The organism is Kineococcus sp. TRM81007 (genome assembly GCF_022669155.1).
In the GTDB taxonomy this organism is placed as follows: Bacteria; Actinomycetota; Actinomycetes; order Actinomycetales; family Kineococcaceae; genus Kineococcus.
In genome coordinates, this window is record NZ_JALBVB010000057.1 from 113,115 (window position 1) to 131,996 (window position 18,882).

Annotated in this window: 14 protein-coding genes and 1 pseudogene; 7 read left to right on the forward strand and 8 right to left on the reverse strand. The window is 77.0% G+C overall.

The window, feature by feature from the left end; genetic code table 11:
* On the reverse strand, nt 1-1,131 hold a 1,131-nt coding region (locus MN205_RS17690; protein WP_242129864.1), incomplete at its 3' end, for a heparan-alpha-glucosaminide N-acetyltransferase domain-containing protein.
* Between the two features lie 381 nt (nt 1,132-1,512).
* On the opposite strand from MN205_RS17690, the gene MN205_RS17695 reads away from it, so the two are divergent.
* From MN205_RS17695 to MN205_RS22080, 6 genes and pseudogenes are all read left to right on the forward strand, one after another.
* Nucleotides 1,513-4,080 (forward strand): DNA translocase FtsK, encoded by a 2,568-nt coding sequence (locus tag MN205_RS17695; RefSeq protein WP_242129866.1) that lies wholly within the window; start codon nt 1,513-1,515, stop codon nt 4,078-4,080.
* Nucleotides 4,081-4,197: 117 nt separating this feature from the next.
* Entirely contained in the window at nt 4,198-5,079 is an 882-nt protein-coding gene (locus MN205_RS17700; protein ID WP_242129646.1) for an NYN domain-containing protein, read from the forward strand.
* A gap of 54 nt (nt 5,080-5,133) precedes the next feature.
* Nucleotides 5,134-6,606 (forward strand): 30S ribosomal protein S12 methylthiotransferase RimO, encoded by a 1,473-nt coding sequence (gene rimO, locus MN205_RS17705; protein WP_242129647.1) that lies wholly within the window; start codon nt 5,134-5,136, stop codon nt 6,604-6,606.
* On the forward strand, nt 6,603-7,187 hold the full coding sequence (gene pgsA / locus MN205_RS17710; protein ID WP_242129648.1) for a CDP-diacylglycerol--glycerol-3-phosphate 3-phosphatidyltransferase: 585 nt from the start codon (nt 6,603-6,605) through the stop codon (nt 7,185-7,187). Before rimO ends, pgsA begins: the two co-directional genes overlap by 4 nt.
* Nucleotides 7,184-7,690: a CinA family protein gene (locus tag MN205_RS17715; protein ID WP_242129649.1), complete on the forward strand. Its 507-nt coding sequence runs from the start codon at nt 7,184-7,186 to the stop codon at nt 7,688-7,690. The genes pgsA and MN205_RS17715 overlap by 4 nt, the downstream gene beginning before the upstream one ends.
* A 203-nt stretch (nt 7,691-7,893) precedes the next feature.
* Nucleotides 7,894-8,130 (forward strand): annotated as a pseudogene (locus tag MN205_RS22080) (helix-turn-helix domain-containing protein); the annotation flags it as partial.
* Nucleotides 8,131-8,488: 358 nt separating this feature from the next.
* Here MN205_RS22080 and MN205_RS17725 read toward each other — a convergent pair.
* The 7 genes from MN205_RS17725 to MN205_RS17755 all read right to left on the reverse strand — a co-directional run bounded on the left by MN205_RS17725 (nt 8,489) and on the right by MN205_RS17755 (nt 18,431).
* Nucleotides 8,489-9,010, reverse strand: a complete 522-nt coding sequence (locus MN205_RS17725; protein ID WP_242129650.1) for a hypothetical protein — start codon at nt 9,008-9,010, stop codon at nt 8,489-8,491.
* A gap of 196 nt (nt 9,011-9,206) precedes the next feature.
* Nucleotides 9,207-9,764, reverse strand: coding sequence for a GerMN domain-containing protein (locus tag MN205_RS17730; RefSeq protein ID WP_242129651.1), 558 nt, complete (start codon nt 9,762-9,764; stop codon nt 9,207-9,209).
* Complete coding sequence (locus MN205_RS22085; protein WP_242129652.1) at nt 9,761-11,176, reverse strand: HAMP domain-containing sensor histidine kinase; 1,416 nt, start codon at nt 11,174-11,176, stop codon at nt 9,761-9,763. The genes MN205_RS17730 and MN205_RS22085 overlap by 4 nt, the downstream gene beginning before the upstream one ends.
* Nucleotides 11,173-11,850 (reverse strand): response regulator transcription factor, encoded by a 678-nt coding sequence (locus MN205_RS17740; protein WP_308220302.1) that lies wholly within the window; start codon nt 11,848-11,850, stop codon nt 11,173-11,175. Before MN205_RS17740 ends, MN205_RS22085 begins: the two co-directional genes overlap by 4 nt.
* Before the next feature lie 118 nt (nt 11,851-11,968).
* Entirely contained in the window at nt 11,969-12,559 is a 591-nt protein-coding gene (locus MN205_RS17745) for a hypothetical protein (RefSeq protein ID WP_242129653.1), read from the reverse strand.
* Nucleotides 12,560-12,746: 187 nt separating this feature from the next.
* Nucleotides 12,747-13,646: a DNA-formamidopyrimidine glycosylase family protein gene (locus MN205_RS17750; protein WP_242740423.1), complete on the reverse strand. Its 900-nt coding sequence runs from the start codon at nt 13,644-13,646 to the stop codon at nt 12,747-12,749.
* A 27-nt stretch (nt 13,647-13,673) separates the two neighbouring features.
* Nucleotides 13,674-18,431 (reverse strand): ATP-dependent helicase, encoded by a 4,758-nt coding sequence (locus MN205_RS17755; RefSeq protein ID WP_255820619.1) that lies wholly within the window; start codon nt 18,429-18,431, stop codon nt 13,674-13,676.
* 196 nt (nt 18,432-18,627) lie between these two features.
* Between MN205_RS17755 and MN205_RS22090 the strand changes: the two genes are divergently transcribed.
* Nucleotides 18,628-18,849 (forward strand): DUF3046 domain-containing protein, encoded by a 222-nt coding sequence (locus tag MN205_RS22090; RefSeq protein WP_242129657.1) that lies wholly within the window; start codon nt 18,628-18,630, stop codon nt 18,847-18,849.
* Nucleotides 18,850-18,882: the final 33 nt, after the last annotated feature.

Sequence of the window (18,882 nt, forward strand, 5' to 3'; positions counted from 1 at the left end):
CGCCGCCGAGGACAACGCCTCCTCCAGCGGGCCGCGCCCGGCCGCCAGTTGCCACGCCGTGGCCAGCGCCACCCCCACCAGCACGTGCCCCGCCAGCAGCGCCGGGCTGTCGCCCGGGTGCGCCGCCAGCGCGAGCACGTGCCCGGTGTAGACCGACAGCGGCATCGACCCGAACGCCGCCACGGGGCGCAGGAACCGCGTCACGGCCGTCGGCAGCAGCAGCGCCGCGCCCAGCACCACCAGGGCTGTGCCCGAGGTGTGCAGCAGGTCCGGCGGCGTGCCCGAGTGTGGCTCCGCCAGCGCCAGGAACCACGGCGAGGCCGTGGGCACCGTGCCGTGGAACGTCCACCACGGCGTGCCCGGCGCCACCCCCAGCTCCGCCAGCCGCGCCAGGCCACCGCCCGGCCCGAGCACCAGGGCGCTCACCGTCCACGCCCCCGCGGCCAGCACCAGGCCCGTCCCCAGCAGCCGCAGCGCGGCCGTCGCCCCGGTCAGGCCCGCGCGCGCCACCGCCAGCCCCAGCAGCAGGTACCCCGTCCAGCCGATCACCGGGTAGTAACCCGTCAGCAGCAGCGTGCCCAGCAGGTGGCCCGGGTGCACCAGGTCCAGCAGCGTCGGCTGCTGGTGGACCGCCTCCAGCGCGTACGCGTCGCGCAGCAGGAAGCCCACCAGCGGGCCCGCGACCAGCCAGGCGGCGGCCAGCACCGCCAGCCGCCGCGCCGGCCACCACAGCACCGGCAGCACGAGCAGGAACGCCACCCCGTAGTAGGGGAGGATGATCGCGATGCGGCTGCCGGCGCTCACCAGCACCAGCCCCAGCAGCGCCACCAGCAGCCCGCGCACCGCGATCCCCGTGCGCGCCGCGGTGCGCGAGCGCGCCACCGCGGGGGTGCGGCGGGTCGACAACCCCAGCGACACCCCGGCCAGGACGGCGAACAGCCCCGAGGCGCGCCCGTCGGCCAGGTCGTACAGGGCGCCGGGCACCCCCGGCGCCGTCTCCGGCAGCACGTGCACGGTCACCATCCCCGCGATCGCCACCGCCCGGGCCAGGTCCACGCCCACCACGCGCGCGGCGGCTGCCGCCGCGGCCGGCGCGGGCACGGGGGGCGGGGTGGGGGAGGGGGACGCCACGGGCACAGTCTGGCCCGCCGGCCCCGCCCCGCGCCCGGGTGCTGGCGCGCCGCCCGGCCGCGCGCGCCGGGCCTGGGTACGGTGAGGCGCATGGCCCCCCGCACCAACGCACGCTCCACCGCGCCGGAGAAGGGGACCAGGGGGAGCGGGGGGCGCACGCCCGCACCCCGCTCCGCATCCACGCGCACGCCCCAGGGGAGGGGTTCGACGGTGGCCAAGGCAGGGACCGCCAAGACGTCCGGCAGGTCGTCCACCACGCCCGCGCGCACCCGCGGCGGCGCCCGCCCCGCCGCCGGGCGCACCCCCGCCAAGCGGCCCGCGCCCGCCGGGCCGGTCCGCACCGGCCCGAGCTGGCCCGTGCGGGCCCTGACGGCCACCTGGATGGGCTGCGCCCACGTCGTCGGCGGCGCCGCCCGCCGCGTCGGCACCGGTGCGCGGGACCTGGACCCCGAGCTGCGCCGCGACGGCGCGGGCCTGGCCCTGCTGGGCCTCGCCCTCGTCGTCGCCGCCCGGGAGTGGTGGGGGCTGCCCGGCCGCGCCGGCGAGGTGATCCACACCGTGGCCGCCGGCACGTTCGGCGAGGTCGCCCTGGCGCTGCCCCTCGCGCTGCTCGGCCTGGCCGTGCACCTGCTGCGCCACCCCGACCGCACCCAGACCACCACCCGCGCCGTCGTGGGCACCACCGCCCTGACGCTGTCCGCCGCGGGCCTGGTGCACCTGGCCGCCGACGCGCCCTCGCCGACCGGGCCCGCCGGCGCCGACGTCGTCACCGACGCCGGCGGGATGGTCGGCTTCCTCGTCGCCGGGCCGCTCTCCTCCGCCCTGACGGGCTGGGTCACCGTCCCGCTGCTGCTGCTGCTGGGCTTCTTCGGCCTGCTCGTCGTCACCGCCACGCCCGTGCACGCCATCCCGGCACGGCTGCGGGAGGTGTACGAGCGCCTGACGCACCGCCCGCACCCGGCCGCGGACGCGGCGGGCACCGCGTCCCGGCGCCGCAGGGACCTGCCCGCCTCGGCGCTGGCCCGGGCGCGCGCCGCCGCGCAGGGGGAGGAGGCGGAGCCGAAGGAGACCCGGGCGCGCAAGCGCCGCCGCGAGCGCGAGCTGGAGGCCCGCGTCGGCGACGAGGCGTTCGAGTCGGCCGTGACCACCGTCCCCCGCGAGGAGGTGCCCCCGGGGGCCGCCGCCGACGAGGAGGCCGCGGGTGCGCCCCGCCCCCGGCCGGGGGAGCGCCGGCCCGTGCCCTCGGACCCGCCCTCCGCGCGTGCCGCCGCGGCCGGGCCTGCGACGCCGGCCGTCGACGCCGCGGCGGTCCCGGCGGCCAAGCCCAAGGACCTGCCCGCGCCGCCGCACACCCCGATGCCCCCGCGCGTCGAGCAGCTCGCGCTGGCCGGCGACGTCACCTACGCGCTGCCCGAGCCCGCCAGCCTCAACCCCGGCACCCCGCCGAAGGAGCGCAGCGCCGCCAACGACCGCGTCGTCGAGGCGCTGTCGGGGGTGCTGGACCAGTTCGGCATCGACGCGCGCGTCACCGGCTTCTCGCGCGGCCCGACGGTCACCCGCTACGAGGTGGAGCTGGGCGCCGGCACGAAGGTCGAGCGCGTCACGCAGCTGTCGAAGAACATCGCCTACGCGGTGGCCAGCGCCGACGTGCGGATCCTGTCGCCGATCCCGGGCAAGTCCGCCATCGGCATCGAGATCCCCAACACCGACCGCGAGACCGTCTCGCTGGGCGACGTGCTGCGCAGCCAGGTGTCCACCCGCAGCGAGCACCCGATGGTCATGGGTGTGGGCAAGGACGTCGAGGGCGGCTTCGTGATCGCCAACCTCGCCAAGATGCCGCACCTGCTGGTGGCCGGTGCCACCGGCGCCGGGAAGTCGAGCTTCGTCAACTCCATGATCACCTCCATCCTCATGCGGGCCACGCCCGACGAGGTGCGCATGGTCCTGGTGGACCCCAAGCGCGTGGAGCTGACGATCTACGAGGGCATCCCGCACCTGATCACGCCGATCATCACCAACCCCAAGAAGGCCGCCGAGGCCCTGGAGTGGGTGGTGCGCGAGATGGACCTGCGCTACGACGACCTCGCCGCCTTCGGGTTCAAGCACATCGACGACTTCAACAAGGCCGTGCGGGCGGGCAAGGTCAAGCCGCCGGAGGGATCGCAGCGGGTGCTGCAGCCCTACCCGTACCTGCTGGTCATCGTCGACGAGCTCGCCGACCTCATGATGGTCGCCCCCCGGGACGTGGAGGCCTCCATCCAGCGCATCACGCAGCTGGCGCGCGCGGCCGGCATCCACCTGGTGCTGGCCACCCAGCGCCCCTCGGTGGACGTCGTCACCGGCCTGATCAAGGCCAACGTGCCCTCCCGCCTGGCGTTCGCGACGTCCTCGCTGGCGGACTCGCGGGTCGTGCTGGACCAGCCGGGCGCCGAGAAGCTCGTGGGGCAGGGCGATGCGCTGTTCCTGCCGATGGGCGCCTCGAAGCCGATGCGCGTGCAGGGGGCGTGGGTCACCGAGAGCGAGATCGAGGCCGTCGTCTCGCACGTGAAGTCGCAGCTGGCGCCCAGCTACCGCGACGACGTGGTGGCGCCCGCGCAGAAGAAGCAGATCGACGAGGAGGTCGGCGACGACCTCGAGGTGCTGCTGCAGGCGACCGAGCTGGTGGTGACCACGCAGTTCGGGTCCACCTCGATGCTGCAGCGCAAGCTGCGCGTCGGCTTCGCGAAGGCGGGCCGGCTCATGGACCTGCTGGAGTCGCGCGGCGTGGTGGGGCCCAGCGAGGGCTCCAAGGCGCGCGACGTGCTGGTGCGCCCGGAGGACCTGCCGGCCACGCTGGCCCTGATGCGCGGGGAGGAGCCGCCGCGGGCGGTGGAGCCCGGCGCCGGGTCGGTGCCGGAGGAGGTCGAGGCCGAGGGGTCCGAGGACGCCTGGGAGCTGACGCAGCGCTGACGCGGTGCCCGGCCGTTCACCGGCTGATGGCGGCCAGTCGCAACCAGTTCTACGTGGCGTCACAACGGACGGTGCGTTGCGTCGCACCTCGGTGACTCTCCGTGTAACTTTGGGGTCATGGACTCGCCGCGACCCCACGAGCCCGCCCGTGACCTGGACCTGCTCGTGTGGGACGCGCCCAACATCGACATGACCCTGTCGGCGATCCTCGGCTCGCGCCCGGCCTCCTCCGACCGGCCCCGCTTCGACGCCATCGCCCGCTGGTTCCTCACGGGGGCCGGTGACCACGAGGTGGAGGGCTGCGTGTTCACCAACGTCCAGCCCACCGCCGCCGTCTCCCTGCGCGGCTGGATCGAGGCGCTGCGCAGCTTCGGGTACGCCGTCTTCGCCCGCCCGAAGCTGCACCCCGAGGACGACGTCGACGACGCCATGCTCCAGCACATCACCGAGCGCGCCGCCAGCCACCGGCTGCGCCGCCTCGTCGTCGCCAGCGGCGACGGCCGCAACTTCCTCGCGCCGCTGGAGGAGCTGCACCGCGCCGGCGTGCGCTGCGTCGTGCTCTCCTTCGCCGAGGTGGCCGGCTACGCGCAGGAGTCCCCGCACATCGAGTTCGTGGACCTGGAGGACGTGCCGGGCGCGTTCCAGGTCTCGCTGGGGCGCACCCGCCTGTCGGCGCTGCCGCCCGGCGGCGGCTGGTTCCGGCCCACCCGGTCCATGCGGGCGCTGCTGGAGGACCACCCGGCGCCCACCGCCGCGGACACGGCCGCGGACACGGCCGCGGACACGGCCGCCACCCCCGCCGAGCACGACGGTGCGCAGGCGCGGGACGCCGGGACCACCGCCGGGCCGTCCGCCGAACCGGTCGCCGGGCCGGCCGCGGAACCGACCGCGGGACCCACCGCCGACCCGGAGCGCGACGGGGTGCCCGCCCCGCCGGCCCGCGAGGCAGCCCGCGTGCCGCACCCCGGCCCGCCGGCCTCGCGCCTGCGCGCCGGCTGAGGGTCCGCGCCCGCGGGGCGCGAGCCGGGGGCTGCGACTGCGTACCCTGGGCACGTGCCAGGCACTCCCGCGCAACGCCGCTCCGTCGCCCTCGTCACCCTCGGGTGCGCCCGCAACGACGTGGACTCGGAGGAACTGGCGGGCCGCCTCGCCGACGCGGGCTGGGACCTCGTCGACGACCCCGACGGCGCCGACGTGGCCGTCGTCAACACCTGCGGCTTCGTCGAGCAGGCCAAGAAGGACTCCATCGACACCGTCCTGGCCGCCGCCGACCTGAAGGACTCCGGCCGCACCGGAGCCGTCGTCGCCGTCGGCTGCCTGGCCGAGCGGTACGGGAAGGACCTCGCCGAGTCGCTCTCCGAGGCCGACGCCGTCCTCGGCTTCGACTCCTACACCGACCTGTCCAGCCACCTCGAGGCGATCCTGCACGGCGAGAAGCCGGCCTCCCACGTGCCGCGCGACCGGCGCACCCTCCTGCCGCTGGCACCCGCCGAGCGCCAGGCCGCGCGCGCCGCCGTGCAGCTGCCCGACCTCCCCGCCGGGCTGGCACCCGCCAGCGGCCCGCGCGTGGTGCGCCGCCGCCTCGGCTCCGGGCCCTGGGCGCCCGTGAAGATCGCCGCCGGCTGCGACCGCCGCTGCACGTTCTGCGCCATCCCCGCCTTCCGCGGCTCCTTCGTCTCCCGCCCCGCCGACGAGGTCCTCGCCGAGACCCGCTGGCTGGCCGAGCAGGGTGTGAAGGAGGTGTTCCTCGTCAGCGAGAACACCACCAGCTACGGCAAGGACCTCGGCGACATCCGCGCCCTGGAGGCGCTGCTGCCGCAGGTCGCCGCCGTCGACGGCATCGAGCGGGTGCGGGTGTCCTACCTGCAGCCCGCCGAGGTGCGCCCCGGCCTGCTGGACGCGCTCACCGGCACACCCGGTGTCGTGCCGTACTTCGACCTGTCGTTCCAGCACTCCGCGCCCGCCGTGCTGCGCCGCATGCGCCGCTTCGGCGGCACCGACCCGTTCCTCGCGCTGCTGGAGCAGGTGCGCGAGCGCAACCCGCTCGCCGGCGTCCGCTCCAACGTCATCGTCGGCTTCCCCGGCGAGACCGAGGACGACGTCGACGAGCTCTGCTCCTTCCTCGAGCGCGCCCGCCTCGACGTCGTCGGCGTCTTCGGGTACTCCGACGAGGACGGCACCGAGGCCGCGGGCCTGGACGGGCACCTGCCCGCCGAGGTCGTCGCCGAGCGGGCCGACCGCGTCGGCCGGCTCGTGGAGGAGCTGGTGGCCCAGCGGGCCGAGGAGCGCCTCGGCGAGGTGGTGGAGGTGCTCGTGGAGTCCGTCGTCGACGAGGACGGCGACCCGCACGTGGTGGGCCGCGCCGCCCACCAGGGCCCGGAGGTCGACGGCGAGACGGAGCTGGACCTGCCACCGGGTGCCCGCGCCGCCGTCGGGGACGTGGTGCGCGCCCGCGTGACGGGCGTGTCCGGTGCCGACCTGCTCGCCGAGCCGCTGGTGGGCGCGGGGGCGCCCGTGCCGGCGTGAGCGCCCGCACCGGCGGCTCCGGCGGCTGGCGCACCGCTCACCGGGCGCACCTGCCGAACGCGCTGACGGTGCTGCGGCTGCTGCTCGTCCCGCTGTTCGTGTGGTTCCTCGCCGAGGACGGCGGCCGCGACTGGCGCTGGCGCCTGGCCGCGGCGGCCGTGTTCGCCGCCGCCAGCATCACCGACCGCTACGACGGCCACCTGGCCCGCCGCTGGGGCACCGTCAGCGACTTCGGCAAGGTCGCCGACCCGCTGGCCGACAAGGCGCTCATCGGCAGCGCGCTGGTCGTGCTCTCGCTGCAGGGCCGCGTGCCGTGGTGGATGACCGCGCTGATCCTGGCCCGCGAGGTGCTGGTCACGCTGCTGCGCTTCCTCCTCATCCGCCGCGGCACCATCCTGCCCGCCGACCGCGGCGGCAAGGTCAAGACGGTCGTGCAGATCGCCGCGGTGGCGCTGTTCGTGCTGCCGCTGCCGGACTGGGCGCACTGGCCGTCCTGGCTGGTGATGCTCGCCGCCGTGGTGCTGACCCTGACCAGCGCCCGCGGCTACTTCACGGCCGGCCTGAAGCTGCTGCGCGGGTGAACGGCTCCGCGACCAGCGGCGAGCCCGCCGCGGCACGGGTCGTCGCCGCGCTGCGCGCGGCCGGGCTGACCGTCGCCACGGCCGAGTCGCTGACCGGCGGGCTGGTGTGCGCGGCGCTCGTGGACGTGCCCGGTGCCTCCACCGTGGTGCGCGGCGCCGTGGTGGCCTACGCCACCGAGCTGAAGGAGTCGGTGCTGGGCGTGGACGGCGAGCTGCTGGCCCGCACCGGGCCCGTGGACGCCGAGGTCGCCCGGCAGATGGCGCGCGGAGCGCGCGCCCGCCTGGGTGCCGACGTCGGCCTGGCCACCACGGGCGTCGCCGGTCCCGGACCGGCCGACGGCCACCCGGCCGGCACGGTGTTCGTGGCCGTGGCCGCCGACGCGCTGCCGGGCGGTGCCGCGGCCCGCCTGCTGCGGTCGCCGGGGGAGCGGGCGGCGGTGCGCCGCTCGGCGGTGGAGGCGGTGCTCGCCGACCTCGCCGCGCTGCTGCGCCCGCCGGCGTGACGCTCCTCGCAACGGCGCCGGGGCGGAACACCGGCCGCGTCCGGGGAGTTGAGCAGGACGTGCGCAACCCCGTTCCCACCACGCCCTCCGAACGACCCGCGGGGTACGGTGGTGGTTCCACCACGGGCAGCGACCGAGGAGCACCGAACGGCCGACCGGTCCTCCGAGGGCTGCCCCCTCGACTCCCTGAGGGAGGCCGCCGCATGGTCGTGCTCCGCCGGACGATCGGTGACGTGCTGCGCGACGAGCGGCGCGGCCAGCAGCGGACCCTGCGCGAGGTCTCCTCGACCGCCCGCGTGTCCCTGGGGTACCTCAGCGAGGTGGAGCGCGGCCAGAAGGAGGCGTCCAGCGAGCTGCTGGCGTCCATCTGCACCGCCCTCGACGTGCCGCTGTCGCAGGTGCTCGGCGAGGTGACCCGCCGCATCGCCGACGAGGAGGGCGGCCACCGCGGCTTCACCGCCGAGGGGCTGGTGCCCGGGGCGCCGCGGACCTCCCCGAAGGCGGCGGGCACCGTGGCCACCGCGCCGCGCCTGCCCGTCGTCGAGGCCGCCCCCGCAGCGGTGGGGGCCCGACACGAGCAGCGCGTGGCGTCCGTGGCCGACGAGGTCGTGGACCAGGCCGTCGACGCCATCGTCGACTCCGCGCTGGAGGACCTCCTCGCCGGTCGCGGCCGGGAGTTCCCCGTGGACCTCGACGGCCTGCCCGAGGAGCTCGAACTGGTCCTGCGGCGCCGGCTGCTGCCCGCGGCCTGAGAGCCGCCACCCGCCGCCCGCGGGCGGCGGGCGCGCTCCCGCCCCGCTAGTCCACGAGCTCCACCGACGTCGCCACCAGGTACGGCTCGGCGTCGAAGTCGTCGTAGCGGTCGCCCTCCAGGTCCACGCCGGTGTCCTCCTCGACCCCCGGCAGGTCGAAGGCCGCCCCCAGGGTGCCCGTCACCTCGACGGAGCTGCCCACCTCCAGGCCCTCCACCTCCGTCGCGGTCACCACGAGCAGCGGGTCGACCTCGGTGCCCGGCGCCGGGGCCAGGACGAACGCCCGGGGCGAGGCGATCTCGTCCACCTCGGCCGACAGGACCACCTGCTGCCCGTCCCAGTCCTCGATCTGCTCGTAGAAGGTGCCGTCGAAGACGCCGTCGTAGACGCCCGGCGAACCGGCGGCGCCGTCCCCGGCGTCGACCGCGGCCTCCTGCACGTCGTCCGGGGCGGCGTCCACCAGGTCGTCCTCCTGGGAACCGCACCCGCCCAGCGCCACCGCGGTGAGGGCGACGGCGCTGGCGGCGGCGGTCCGCAAGGACCGGTGGTGGCGGTGGCGGCTGGGCACGGCGTCCTCCTGAGCGTCGGTGGTGCTCCTGTCCGGGGCGGCCCCGGCGAGCCGGGGTCCGCACCACCCACCGTGGCCGGGTGCGCCCGGCCGTGCTCGCCGGGACGGGCCCGGCGACGGTCCTGTCACGAGACCGTCACCCCGCCCGGTGCCGCGTGACGCCGCCGTGACGCCGCGGCGACGGAGCCCGCGAGGATCAGGGACCGGTGGGCGGGGTCACGGACTCGTAGTCGTCGCGCTGCACCGGCGCGCTGGTCAGGCCGGCGTCGGTCGGAACCTCCACCTGGCGGCCCTCCACCGTGAAGCGCACGTGCTCCACACCGCGCAGCCCGGTCAGCGTCCACACCAGCTGGGCGACCGCCAGCAGCTGGTTGGCGCCGCCCACGCTGGCGAAGTCGCGCCCGGCGGCGACGACGACCTCGCCGCCCGGGCCGACGGACGCGACCAGCTCCTGCGGGGCCACCGCGGTGCGCACGTCGTCCGCGACCTCGGTGCGGCGCGGGCCCTCCAGGAGCTGGTCGAGCGCCGTCTGGGGGGTGGCGGTGGCGGTGCGCCGCTCCACGGCGGCGAGCTCGTCGCCGCGCACGAAGTACACCTGCAGCACGAACGCACCGCTGGACGACCCGGCCCGCGCGGGAGTGGTCACCACCGGCAGCGCCACCGTGGTTGCCTCGTCCTGCGCGCCCACGCCGCAGCCCGCCGTCGCGGCCACCAGCGCCGCAACGAGGACCGCCGCGGTGCGCCGGCCCCTCACGCGTCCTCGCGGGGCAGCGAGACGACGAAGCGCGCCCCGCCGTCGGGGCTGTCCGTCACGGCGACCCGCGCGTCCATGGCCTCCAGGTGGCGCACGACGAGGGACAGGCCCAGCCCCGCGCCCCCGGTGGAGGCCCGGTCCCCGCTGCGGCCGCGGGCGAAGCGCTCGAAGACCCGTTCCCGATCACCGACGGGCACACCGGGCCCGGCGTCGTCGACGGCGACGAGGCCGTGCTCCGCGGTGCAGGAGACGGTGACGCGGGTCGCGCCGCCGCCGTGCTGCTCGGCGTTCTCCACGAGGTTGACCACGACCTGCCGCAGCCGGCGCTTGTCCGCGCACACCCGCACCCGGCGGGCCTCCGGCTCCACGACGAGCAGGTGGCGCGCGGCCTCGGGCAGCGAGCGCTCCACGAGGTCCGGCAGGAGCACGCCCTCCACGGCGGCGAGGGTGCCGTCACCGCTGGAGCGGGAGATCTCCAGCAGGTCCAGCACCAGCCGGTGGAAGCGGTCCAGCTCGTGCCCCAGGAGGTCCAGGCCCTCCCGGGCGTCCTCGGGCAGGTGCTCGCGGCGGGCCTGCACGATCGCCAGGGCGGCAGTGATCGTGGTCAGGGGGGTGCGCAGCTCGTGCGCCACGTCGGCGGCGAAGCGGGCGTCGGCCAGCACCCGGCGCTCCAGCGCCCGGGCGGTGCCGTTGAAGGAGGTCGCCAGCGGCACGAGGAGCGGGTCCCCGTGGGGCTCGATGCGCGCGCCCAGGTCACCGGCGGCGATGGCGGCGGCCGCGGTGGAGACCTCCTCCAGGGGGCGCAGCGCCGGCCGGGCGAGCCAGCGGCCGAGCAGCAGCGCGGCGCACGGCAGCAGTGCCGCCCCTGCGAGCATGCCGGTGCTCAGGGCGCGGAAGGTGCGGTCCAGGTCCCCCAGGCCGAACACCTCGAAGTAGGCGTCGTCGATGCCCGCCAGCGGGACGCCGACGACCAGGGCGACGCCGCCGTCGACCTCGACGCGCTGCGAGGAGGCGCTGCCGTCCACGACCGCCCGGCGCAGGCCGGTGGGCAGGTCGTCGGCCCCCACGGTCAGGGACGTGGTGGTCCACTCGCCGCGCTGCAGCAGCAGCGACGTGGAGCCCGACTCGCGGGGCAGCTGGGCCAGCAGGTCGGGGGCCGGCAGGCCACGGGTGCGCAGTCCGCGCTCGACCTGCGCCGCGTTCGCGCTGGCCTGCGCGACCGCCGAACGCTGGCGGTGCACGAGCAGGTACTGCGAGACGGCCGTCCACACCGCGACGGTCGTCACGGCGGACAGGACGAGCACGAGGCCGGTGATGAGGACGGTGGCGCGTCCGCGCAGGCTGCGCCAGCGGACCGCGCGGGGGCGGGTGGCTCGCTGCCCGTCGTGCGCCCGCGGCGGGGGGTGGCTCACGGTTGCAGCCGGTAGCCGATCCCGCGCACGGTGACGACGTGCCGGGGGTGGGCCGGGTCGTCCTCGACCTTGGTGCGCAACCGGCGCACGTGGACGTCCACGAGCCGGCTGTCCCCGAAGTACCCGTACCCCCACACGCGCTCCAGCAGCTCCTCGCGGGTCGTGGCGCGGCCGGGGACGGCGGCGAGCTCGCACAGCAGGCGCAGCTCGGTGCGGGTGAGGTCCACGGGCTCGCCGTGCAGCAGCACCAGCCCGTCCCGGGGGACGACGACGAGGTCCCCGGCCTCCACCCGCGGGGAGGGGTCCTCGGCGGGTGAGCGCCGCAGGGCCGCGCGGAGGCGCGCGGTCAGCTCCTTGGGCACGAACGGCTTGGTGACGTAGTCGTCGGCACCGGCCTCCAGGCCGGCGACCACGTCGTGGCTGTCGGCACGGGCCGTCACCACGATGACGGGCACGTCGCTGGTGCGCCGGATGCGCCGGCAGGTCTCGAACCCGTCGGCGCCGGGGAGCATCAGGTCCAGCAGGACGGCGTCCACGCCCCCCTCGCCGAGCCGTTCCAGCGCCGCTTCGCCGGTCTCCGCCTCGGTCACCTCGTAGCCCTCGGCGGCCAGCGTCATGCGGACGACCCGACGGACCAGCGGGTCGTCCTCGACGAGCAGCACCGACCGGGACACGGCGCTATCCTGCCGCCGGTGCTGGTGCGACGCACCCGCACCGGNCCGGCGGCACGGGGATGGTCCCCGCCCGGTCCTCACCGGCCCGCGGCGGGTGGTGAGGTCGTGCCGGGAGGCGTCAGGACGCCGTCGGCGTGCTGGTGGGGGAGTCGGTGGCGGTCTCCACGTCCGTGGCCGCGTCACCCCCGCCGTCCTCGACGACCTCGACGGACGTCGCCGTGATGTACGGCTCGGCGTCGTAGTCGTTGAACAGGTCGTCCTGGAAGTCCACGCCGGTGTCCTCCTCGACCTGCGGCAGGTCGAAGGCCTCGTGCACCGTGCCGGTGACCTCGACCACGGCGCCCTCGGTCAGGCCGGTCACCTCGGTGGCACCCACGACGAGCATCGGGTCCACGGTGGTGTCCGCGGTGCCGGCGATGATGAACGCCTGCGGCGACACGATGCTGTCGATCTCCGCGGAGACGGTCACCTCCTGGCCCACGTAGGTGTTGACGTCGTCGTAGAACGTGCCGTCGTAGGCGCCCTCGTACGGCGTGGCCGCGGCCTCGCCCTCCAGGGACTCGTCGTCGGCCTCCTGGATGTCCTCGACGGTGGTGCCCTCCTCCTCGCCGGCGGTGTCGCTGCAGCCGGCGACGCCGAAGGCGGCGAAGGCCACGATGCCCGCGGCGGCGGTGCGGGCGGTGGGACGGGTGCGGAATCGGCTGAACACGGCTTCCTCCAGTGCGTCGGTGGTCCTCCTCGCGCCCCCGGGGCGGGCGCTGCACGTCCACCGTGACCAGTGCCCGGTGGGCCCGCGCGGCGGGACGGGGGCCTCACCGCTGCTGTCACGAGAGCGTCATCCGGGGCTGCTGTCCATGACGCGCGCGTGACGATCCGGCGCCGGACGTTCGACCCCGTCAGCGCTTCGCGGAGCCGTCCGCCGCGCGGACCGGCGCACGGCGGCGGGGCCGGGCGCCCAGCGGCGCCTGCGGGCGGCCGTCGTCGGTGGGGGTGGGGCCGGACTGGCAGCGGGGGCAGGAGAACGCGGTGCGCTCCTTCGCCGGCGGGCCGATGAGCGCGACGCGCACGGCGGTGCCGCAGCGCAGGCAGGGCAGGCCGGAGCGGGCGTGCACGAAGGTGCGGCGGCCGCGGCGCAGGTCGCCGGTGGTGACCTGCTCGGTGCGCTCGGCGTTGGCGTGCAGCAACCGGTGCACGAGCGCGACGAGGCGGCCGGGTGCGGGTACGTCGCCCACCGGCGTCCAGGGGCTCAGGCCGGTGAGGAAGCACGCCTCGGCCATGTAGAAGGTGCCCACCCCGGCCAGCACCCGCTGGTCCAGCAGCGCCTCCCCGACGGGGCGGACGGGGTCGGCGAGGAGGCGGCGCTCGGCTTCGGCCGCGTCCCAGCCGGGCCCGAGCACGTCGGGGCCGAGGTGCCCGACGAGGGTGCCCTCGGCGGCCGTGGGCACGAGGTCGAGCATCCCCAGCCGGTGCCCCACGGCCGTCCACGTGTCCGTGACGAGCACGGCCCGCACGCCCGCGTCGGAACGTCGCCCGCGCCCGTCGGAGCCGGTGCGCTCGACGTACCAGGACCCCTCCATGCGCAGGTGGCTGTGCAGGGTCAGCGGCTCCCCGCCCTCGCCCGCGGTGAGGCGGGTCAGCAGGTGCTTGCCGGCGCTGGCGACCTCGAGCACGCACCGGCCGGACAGGTCGGCCGTCGCCAGGTCCGGCCAGCGCAGGTCGCAACCGACCAGCTCCCGGCCGGCCAGGGCGGCGTGCAGGCGCCGCGCGGTGCGCCGCACGACGTCACCCTCTGGCACGGGTGCCTCCCGGCCGGGACCGGCCGGTCACGTGCGGATCCGCAGCCCGCGGGGGGTGGCGTGGAAGCCGGCGGCCTCCAGCGCGGCGCCCAGCGGGGAGGTGGAGGTGAGCACCCCTGCGCCGTCGGCCCGCTCGACGGTGAGCTTGCCGAGGGCGCCGTCGCGCACGGCGAGGGCGAGCGCGTCCGCGGCGGGCTGCAGCACCTGCGGGTCCGGGCTCCAGGACAGCAGCGAGCGGCCGCCGCGCTCGACGTAGAGCACGAGGTCGCCGTCGACGAGCACGACCAGCGCACCGGCCTTGCGGCCGGGCCGGTGCCCGCTCGCGCCCGCCGACGCCTCGGGCCGCTCCGGCCAGGGCAGCGCCGCGCCGTACGGGCTGGCCGGGTCGGTGGCGGCCAGCACCAGCGCCCCGGGACGCGCCTCGGCCTGCTCGTCGCGGCGCTGGGAGGGGCTGCGGCCGCCCAGGGGGCGTGCGGTGTCGCGCAAGCGGTCGACGGCACCGGCGTTCGCGAACTGGGAGGCGCCGAGCCCCTCGACGAAGTAGCCGCGCCGGGCCCGCCCGGCCTCCTCGAAGGCGGCCAGCACCCGGTAGACGGCGGCGAACCCGCCCGGCACCCGCTCGGCGGTCACCGCCCCGCGCGTGAGCACCCCGTGCCGGTCGAGCAGGACCTCGGCGGCCGCGTGCGCGCGCACGGTGGTGTCCTCCTCCCGATCGGGCAGCAGGGACCAGCGGCCGGCGGCCGCGGGCGGCCCGCTGCGCGAGGGCACCTCGACGCCGCGCAGCCCGGCGCCGGGGCGGCGCACCGAGCCGGGGCGGGCGTAGCGGGAGCGGGGCGCGGCCCGCCGGGTGCGGTGCGCCGCGCGCCCGCCGCCGAGGCGGTTGCGCAGCGGCGCGAGGGTGTCGTTGGTCAGGCGCCCGGCCCACACCAGGTCCCACAGGGCCGTGGCCAGGGCGACGTCGTCGGTGGAGCCGACGGCGTCGGACAGCGCCCGGAAGAAGAAGGCGCCGCCGCCGCCGAGGGCGTCCAGCACGGCGCGGTGCACCTCGGTGTCCACGTCGACGCCGGAGTCCTCCGGGTCCGGCAGCGTCAGGGGCGCCAGGTCCGCCGGGTGCAGGGAGACCCACCCGTCGTCGCCGGGCAGGCTGCCGTGCCCGGCCCACACGACCTCCCCGGCGGCGGTCAGCTCGTCGAGCATCGCGGGGGAGTAGCCCTCCACGCGGGCGGCCAGCACCAGCGGTTCCAGCGCGCTGGCCGGCACGACGGCCCCGGCGAGCTGCTCCACGGCGCGCAGCACCCCGTCCACCCCGCGCAACCGCGAGCGCAGGCCCGTGCCCACGCCCTGCCAGGTGGGCAGGAAGCGGGCCAGGTCGCGCGGTGCGACGGGCTCGACGTCGGCGCGCAGCGCCGCCAGCGACCGGCGCCGCAGGACCCGCAGCACGTCGGCGTCGCACAGCTCCAGGCCGCTGCCGCCGGGGCGCAGCTCGCCCTCGACGAGCCGGCCCGTGGTCTTCAGCCGGCGCAGCGCGTCGTGCGCCACCGCCCGCCCGATGCCGAAGCGGGCGGCGGCGTCGGCGACGGTGAAGGGCCCGCGGGTGCGCGCGTACCGGCCGAGCAGCTCGGCCAGGGGGTCCGCGACGGGCTCGGTGAACGCCTCCGGCACGCCGACCGGCAGCGGGGTGCCCAGGCCGTCGCGCAGCCGGCCGGCGTCCTCGACGGCTGCCCAGTGCTCCGCACCGGCGACGCGCACCCGGATGACGCGGCGCGCCTCCTCCAGCGCGACCAGCCAGCGGGCCACCTCCCCCTCGGCGACGACCACCGGTTCCTCGTCGGGTGCGGAGCGGCCGCTGCGCGCGCTCACCTCCGCGGTCGTCAGCGGCCCGAGCACCCGCAGCAGGTCCGCGACGTCCTCGGCGTCGGCGCAGCGGCGGGTGGGTGCCAGGCGCTGCAGCTCCGCCTCGGTGCGCTCCACGGCCTCCGGGTCCAGCAGGTCGCGCAGCGCCGCGCCCTCCCCGCGGCCCAGCAGCTCCGCCAGCAGGCCCGGGTCCAGGGCCAGGGCGGCGGCGCGGCGCTCGGCCAGCGGGGAGTCGCCCTCGTAGAGGAACTGCGCGACGTAGCCGAACATCAGCCCCCGGGCGAACGGCGACGGCTGCTGCGACTCCACCTCCACGACGCGCACCCTGCGCGCCGCGACGTCCCGCATGAGCTGCTCCAGGCCGGCGACGTCGAAGACGTCGGAGAGGCACTCGCGCACCGTCTCCAGCACGATCGGGAAGCTCGCGAACCGGCTGGCCACCTGCAGCAGCGAGGCGGCGCGCTGGCGCTGCTGCCACAGCGGCTGGCGCTTGCCGGGCTGGCGCCGCGGCAGCAGCAGGGCCCGCGCGGCGCACTCGCGGAACCGCGCGGCGAACAGCGCCGAGCCGCCGATCTCGGCGGTCACCAGCTCGGCGACCTCGTCGGCCTCCAGGGCCAGCACGTCGGCGACGTCGGGGGTCTGACCCTCCGGCAGGTCCACCTCGGGCAGGCGCAGCACGATGCCGTCGTCGGCGGGCATGGCCTGCACGTCCACCCCGAAGCGCTCGCGCAGCCGCGCGCCCAGCGCCAGCGCCCAGGGGGAGTGCACCTGGCCGCCGAAGGGGGAGTGCACGCACACGCGCCAGTCGCCCAGCTCGTCGCGGAAGCGCTCGACGACGATCGTGCGGTCGTCGGGGACGTGCCGGGTGGCCTCCTGCTGCTCGGCCAGGTACGCCACGAGGTTGTCGGTGGCCCACTCGTCCATGCCGGAGGCCAGCACCCGCTCGCGGGCCGCCGCGCCGGTGAACCCGCCGTCCATCGAGCCCAGCTCGCGCACGAAGGCACCCAGCGCCCGGCCCAGCTCGGCGGGCCGCCCCAGCGCCTCGCCGTGCCAGAACGGCAGCCGGCCGGGCTGGCCCGGTGCGGGCGTCACGAGCACGCGGTCGTGGGTGATGTCCTCCACCCGCCACGCCGAGGAGCCCAGGGTGATGACGTCGCCGACGCGGGACTCGTAGACCATCTCCTCGTCCAGCTCGCCGACGCGCCGGCCCGGGCCCTCCCCGCTCGCCAGGAACACGCCGAACAGGCCGCGGTCGGGGATGGTGCCGCCGCTGGTCACGGCCAGGCGCTGAGCGCCGGGACGGCCGGTGAGGGTGTCGGCGACGCGGTCCCACACCAGCCGCGGGCGCAGCTCGGCGAACTCGTCGCTGGGGTAGCGGCCGGACAGCATGTCCAGCACGGCCTCCAGCACCGGGCGCGAGAGCGTCGCGAACGGCGCGGCCCGCTTCACCAGCTCGTGCAGCTCCGGCACGGACCACTCGTCCATCGCGACCATCGCCACGACCTGCTGGGCAAGCACGTCCAGCGGGTTCGCCGGGACCCGCAGCTCCTCGATGCGCCCGTCGCGCATGCGCTCGACGACGACCGCCGTCTGCAGCAGGTCGCCGCGGAACTTCGGGAACAGCACGCCGCGCGAGACCGCGCCGACCTGGTGCCCGGCGCGCCCGACGCGCTGCAGGCCGCTGGCCACGCTCGGCGGGGACTCCACCTGCACCACGAGGTCGACCGCGCCCATGTCGATGCCCAGCTCCAGGCTGGAGGTCGCCACCACCGCGGGCAGCCGGCCCGCCTTCAGCTCCTCCTCGATGACGGCGCGCTGCTCCTTGGAGACGGAGCCGTGGTGGGCGCGCGCCAGCACCGCCGGGGCGCCCGCCGCGCTCCCCGCCCCGCCCATGAACTCCGCCGGTGCCCGGCGCACGACCCCGTCCGGGCCCGGCGCCCCGCCGCCCTCCCCGCCGTCCTCGCCGGTCTCCGCGTCGGCGGCCAGGCGCTCGTCCCACACCTCGTTCAGGCGCGAGGTCAGCCGCTCCGACAGCCGCCGCGAGTTGGCGAACACCAGCGTGGAGCGGTGTCCGGCCACCAGGTCGACGATGCGCTCCTCCACGTGCGGCCAGATGCTGGCCCGCCGCGGGTCGCCGGCGGCCTGACCGGTCAGGTCGTCCTCGTCGGCGGGGCCGCGGCCGGAGGAGTCCAGCTCGCTCATGTCGGGCACGGGCACGACGACGCGCAGGTCGAAGCGCTTGGTGGACTCCGGCTGCACCACCGTCACCGGCCGCCCGCCGGAGACCCACTCGGCGACCGTCTGCACGGGGCGGACCGTCGCCGACAGGCCCACCCGCTGCGCCGGTTCGCCGCCGGCCGCGGTGACCAGGGCGTCCAGGCGCTCCAGCGACAGCGCCAGGTGCGCCCCGCGCTTGGAGCCGGCCATCGCGTGCACCTCGTCGAGCACGACGGTGCGGACCCCGCGCAGCTGCTCACGCGCCTTGGAGGTCAGCAGCAGGAACAGCGACTCGGGCGTGGTGATGAGCACGTCCGGCGGGGTGCGCGAGAAGGAGCGGCGCTCGTCGGCGGGGGTGTCGCCCGAGCGAACGCCCACCCGCACGTCCGGCACCGGCAGCCCCAGGCGCTGCGCGGCCTGCCGGATGCCCGTCAGGGGGCTGCGCAGGTTGCGCTCGACGTCCACCGCGAGCGCCTTCAGCGGCGAGACGTACAGCACCCGGCAGCGCACGTCCCGGTCCTCCGGCACCGGCTCGGCGGCCAGGCCGTCCAGCGCCCACAGGAACGCCGAGAGCGTCTTGCCCGAGCCGGTGGGGGCCACCACCAGCGCGTGCCGGCCGCGGCTGACGGCGTCCCACGCGCCCACCTGGGCCGGTGTGGGGGCCTCGAAGGCACCGGTGAACCACGCGCGGGTCGCCGGTGAGAAGCGCCCCAGGACCTCCTCGGCGCCGGGTACCCCGCCGGGCGGCTCGTCCGGCCCCGCGCCGCGGCCGGCGCCCTGCGCGGTGGTGCTCACGGGGGCGGGTCGCGCGGCGCGGGGGGACACGAGGCACATCACAGCACCCGCCTCCGACACGTGCCCGCCCTCGCCCGCCGTGCTCGCGCCCGCGCCGGCGTGGCACCCTGCCCGCGTGCGAGTCAGCGAGTTCTGGACCCTGGTGGAGGACGAGTTCGGCAGCGCCTACGGGCGTTCCCTCGCCCACGACCAGGTGCTGCTGGCACTGGACGACCGCACGCCGCTGCAGGCGCTGGACGCCGGTGAGGACCCCAAGCGGGTGTGGCTGGCGCTGTGCGACGCCATGGACGTGCCGCCCGAGCGGCGCCTGGGCAGGGACCGGCCCCCGAAGCGCTGACGCACCCCGGTGCGGCGGCCGGGGCGGCGGCTC

What these genes read in the sequence shown, in the direction of transcription:
- MN205_RS17695 (WP_242129866.1), top strand. Translation starts at nt 1,513, where the DNA reads ATGGGCTGCGCCCACGTCGTCGGCGGCGCCGCCCGCCGCGTCGGCACC.
- MN205_RS17700 (WP_242129646.1), top strand. Translation starts at nt 4,198, where the DNA reads ATGGACTCGCCGCGACCCCACGAGCCCGCCCGTGACCTGGACCTGCTC.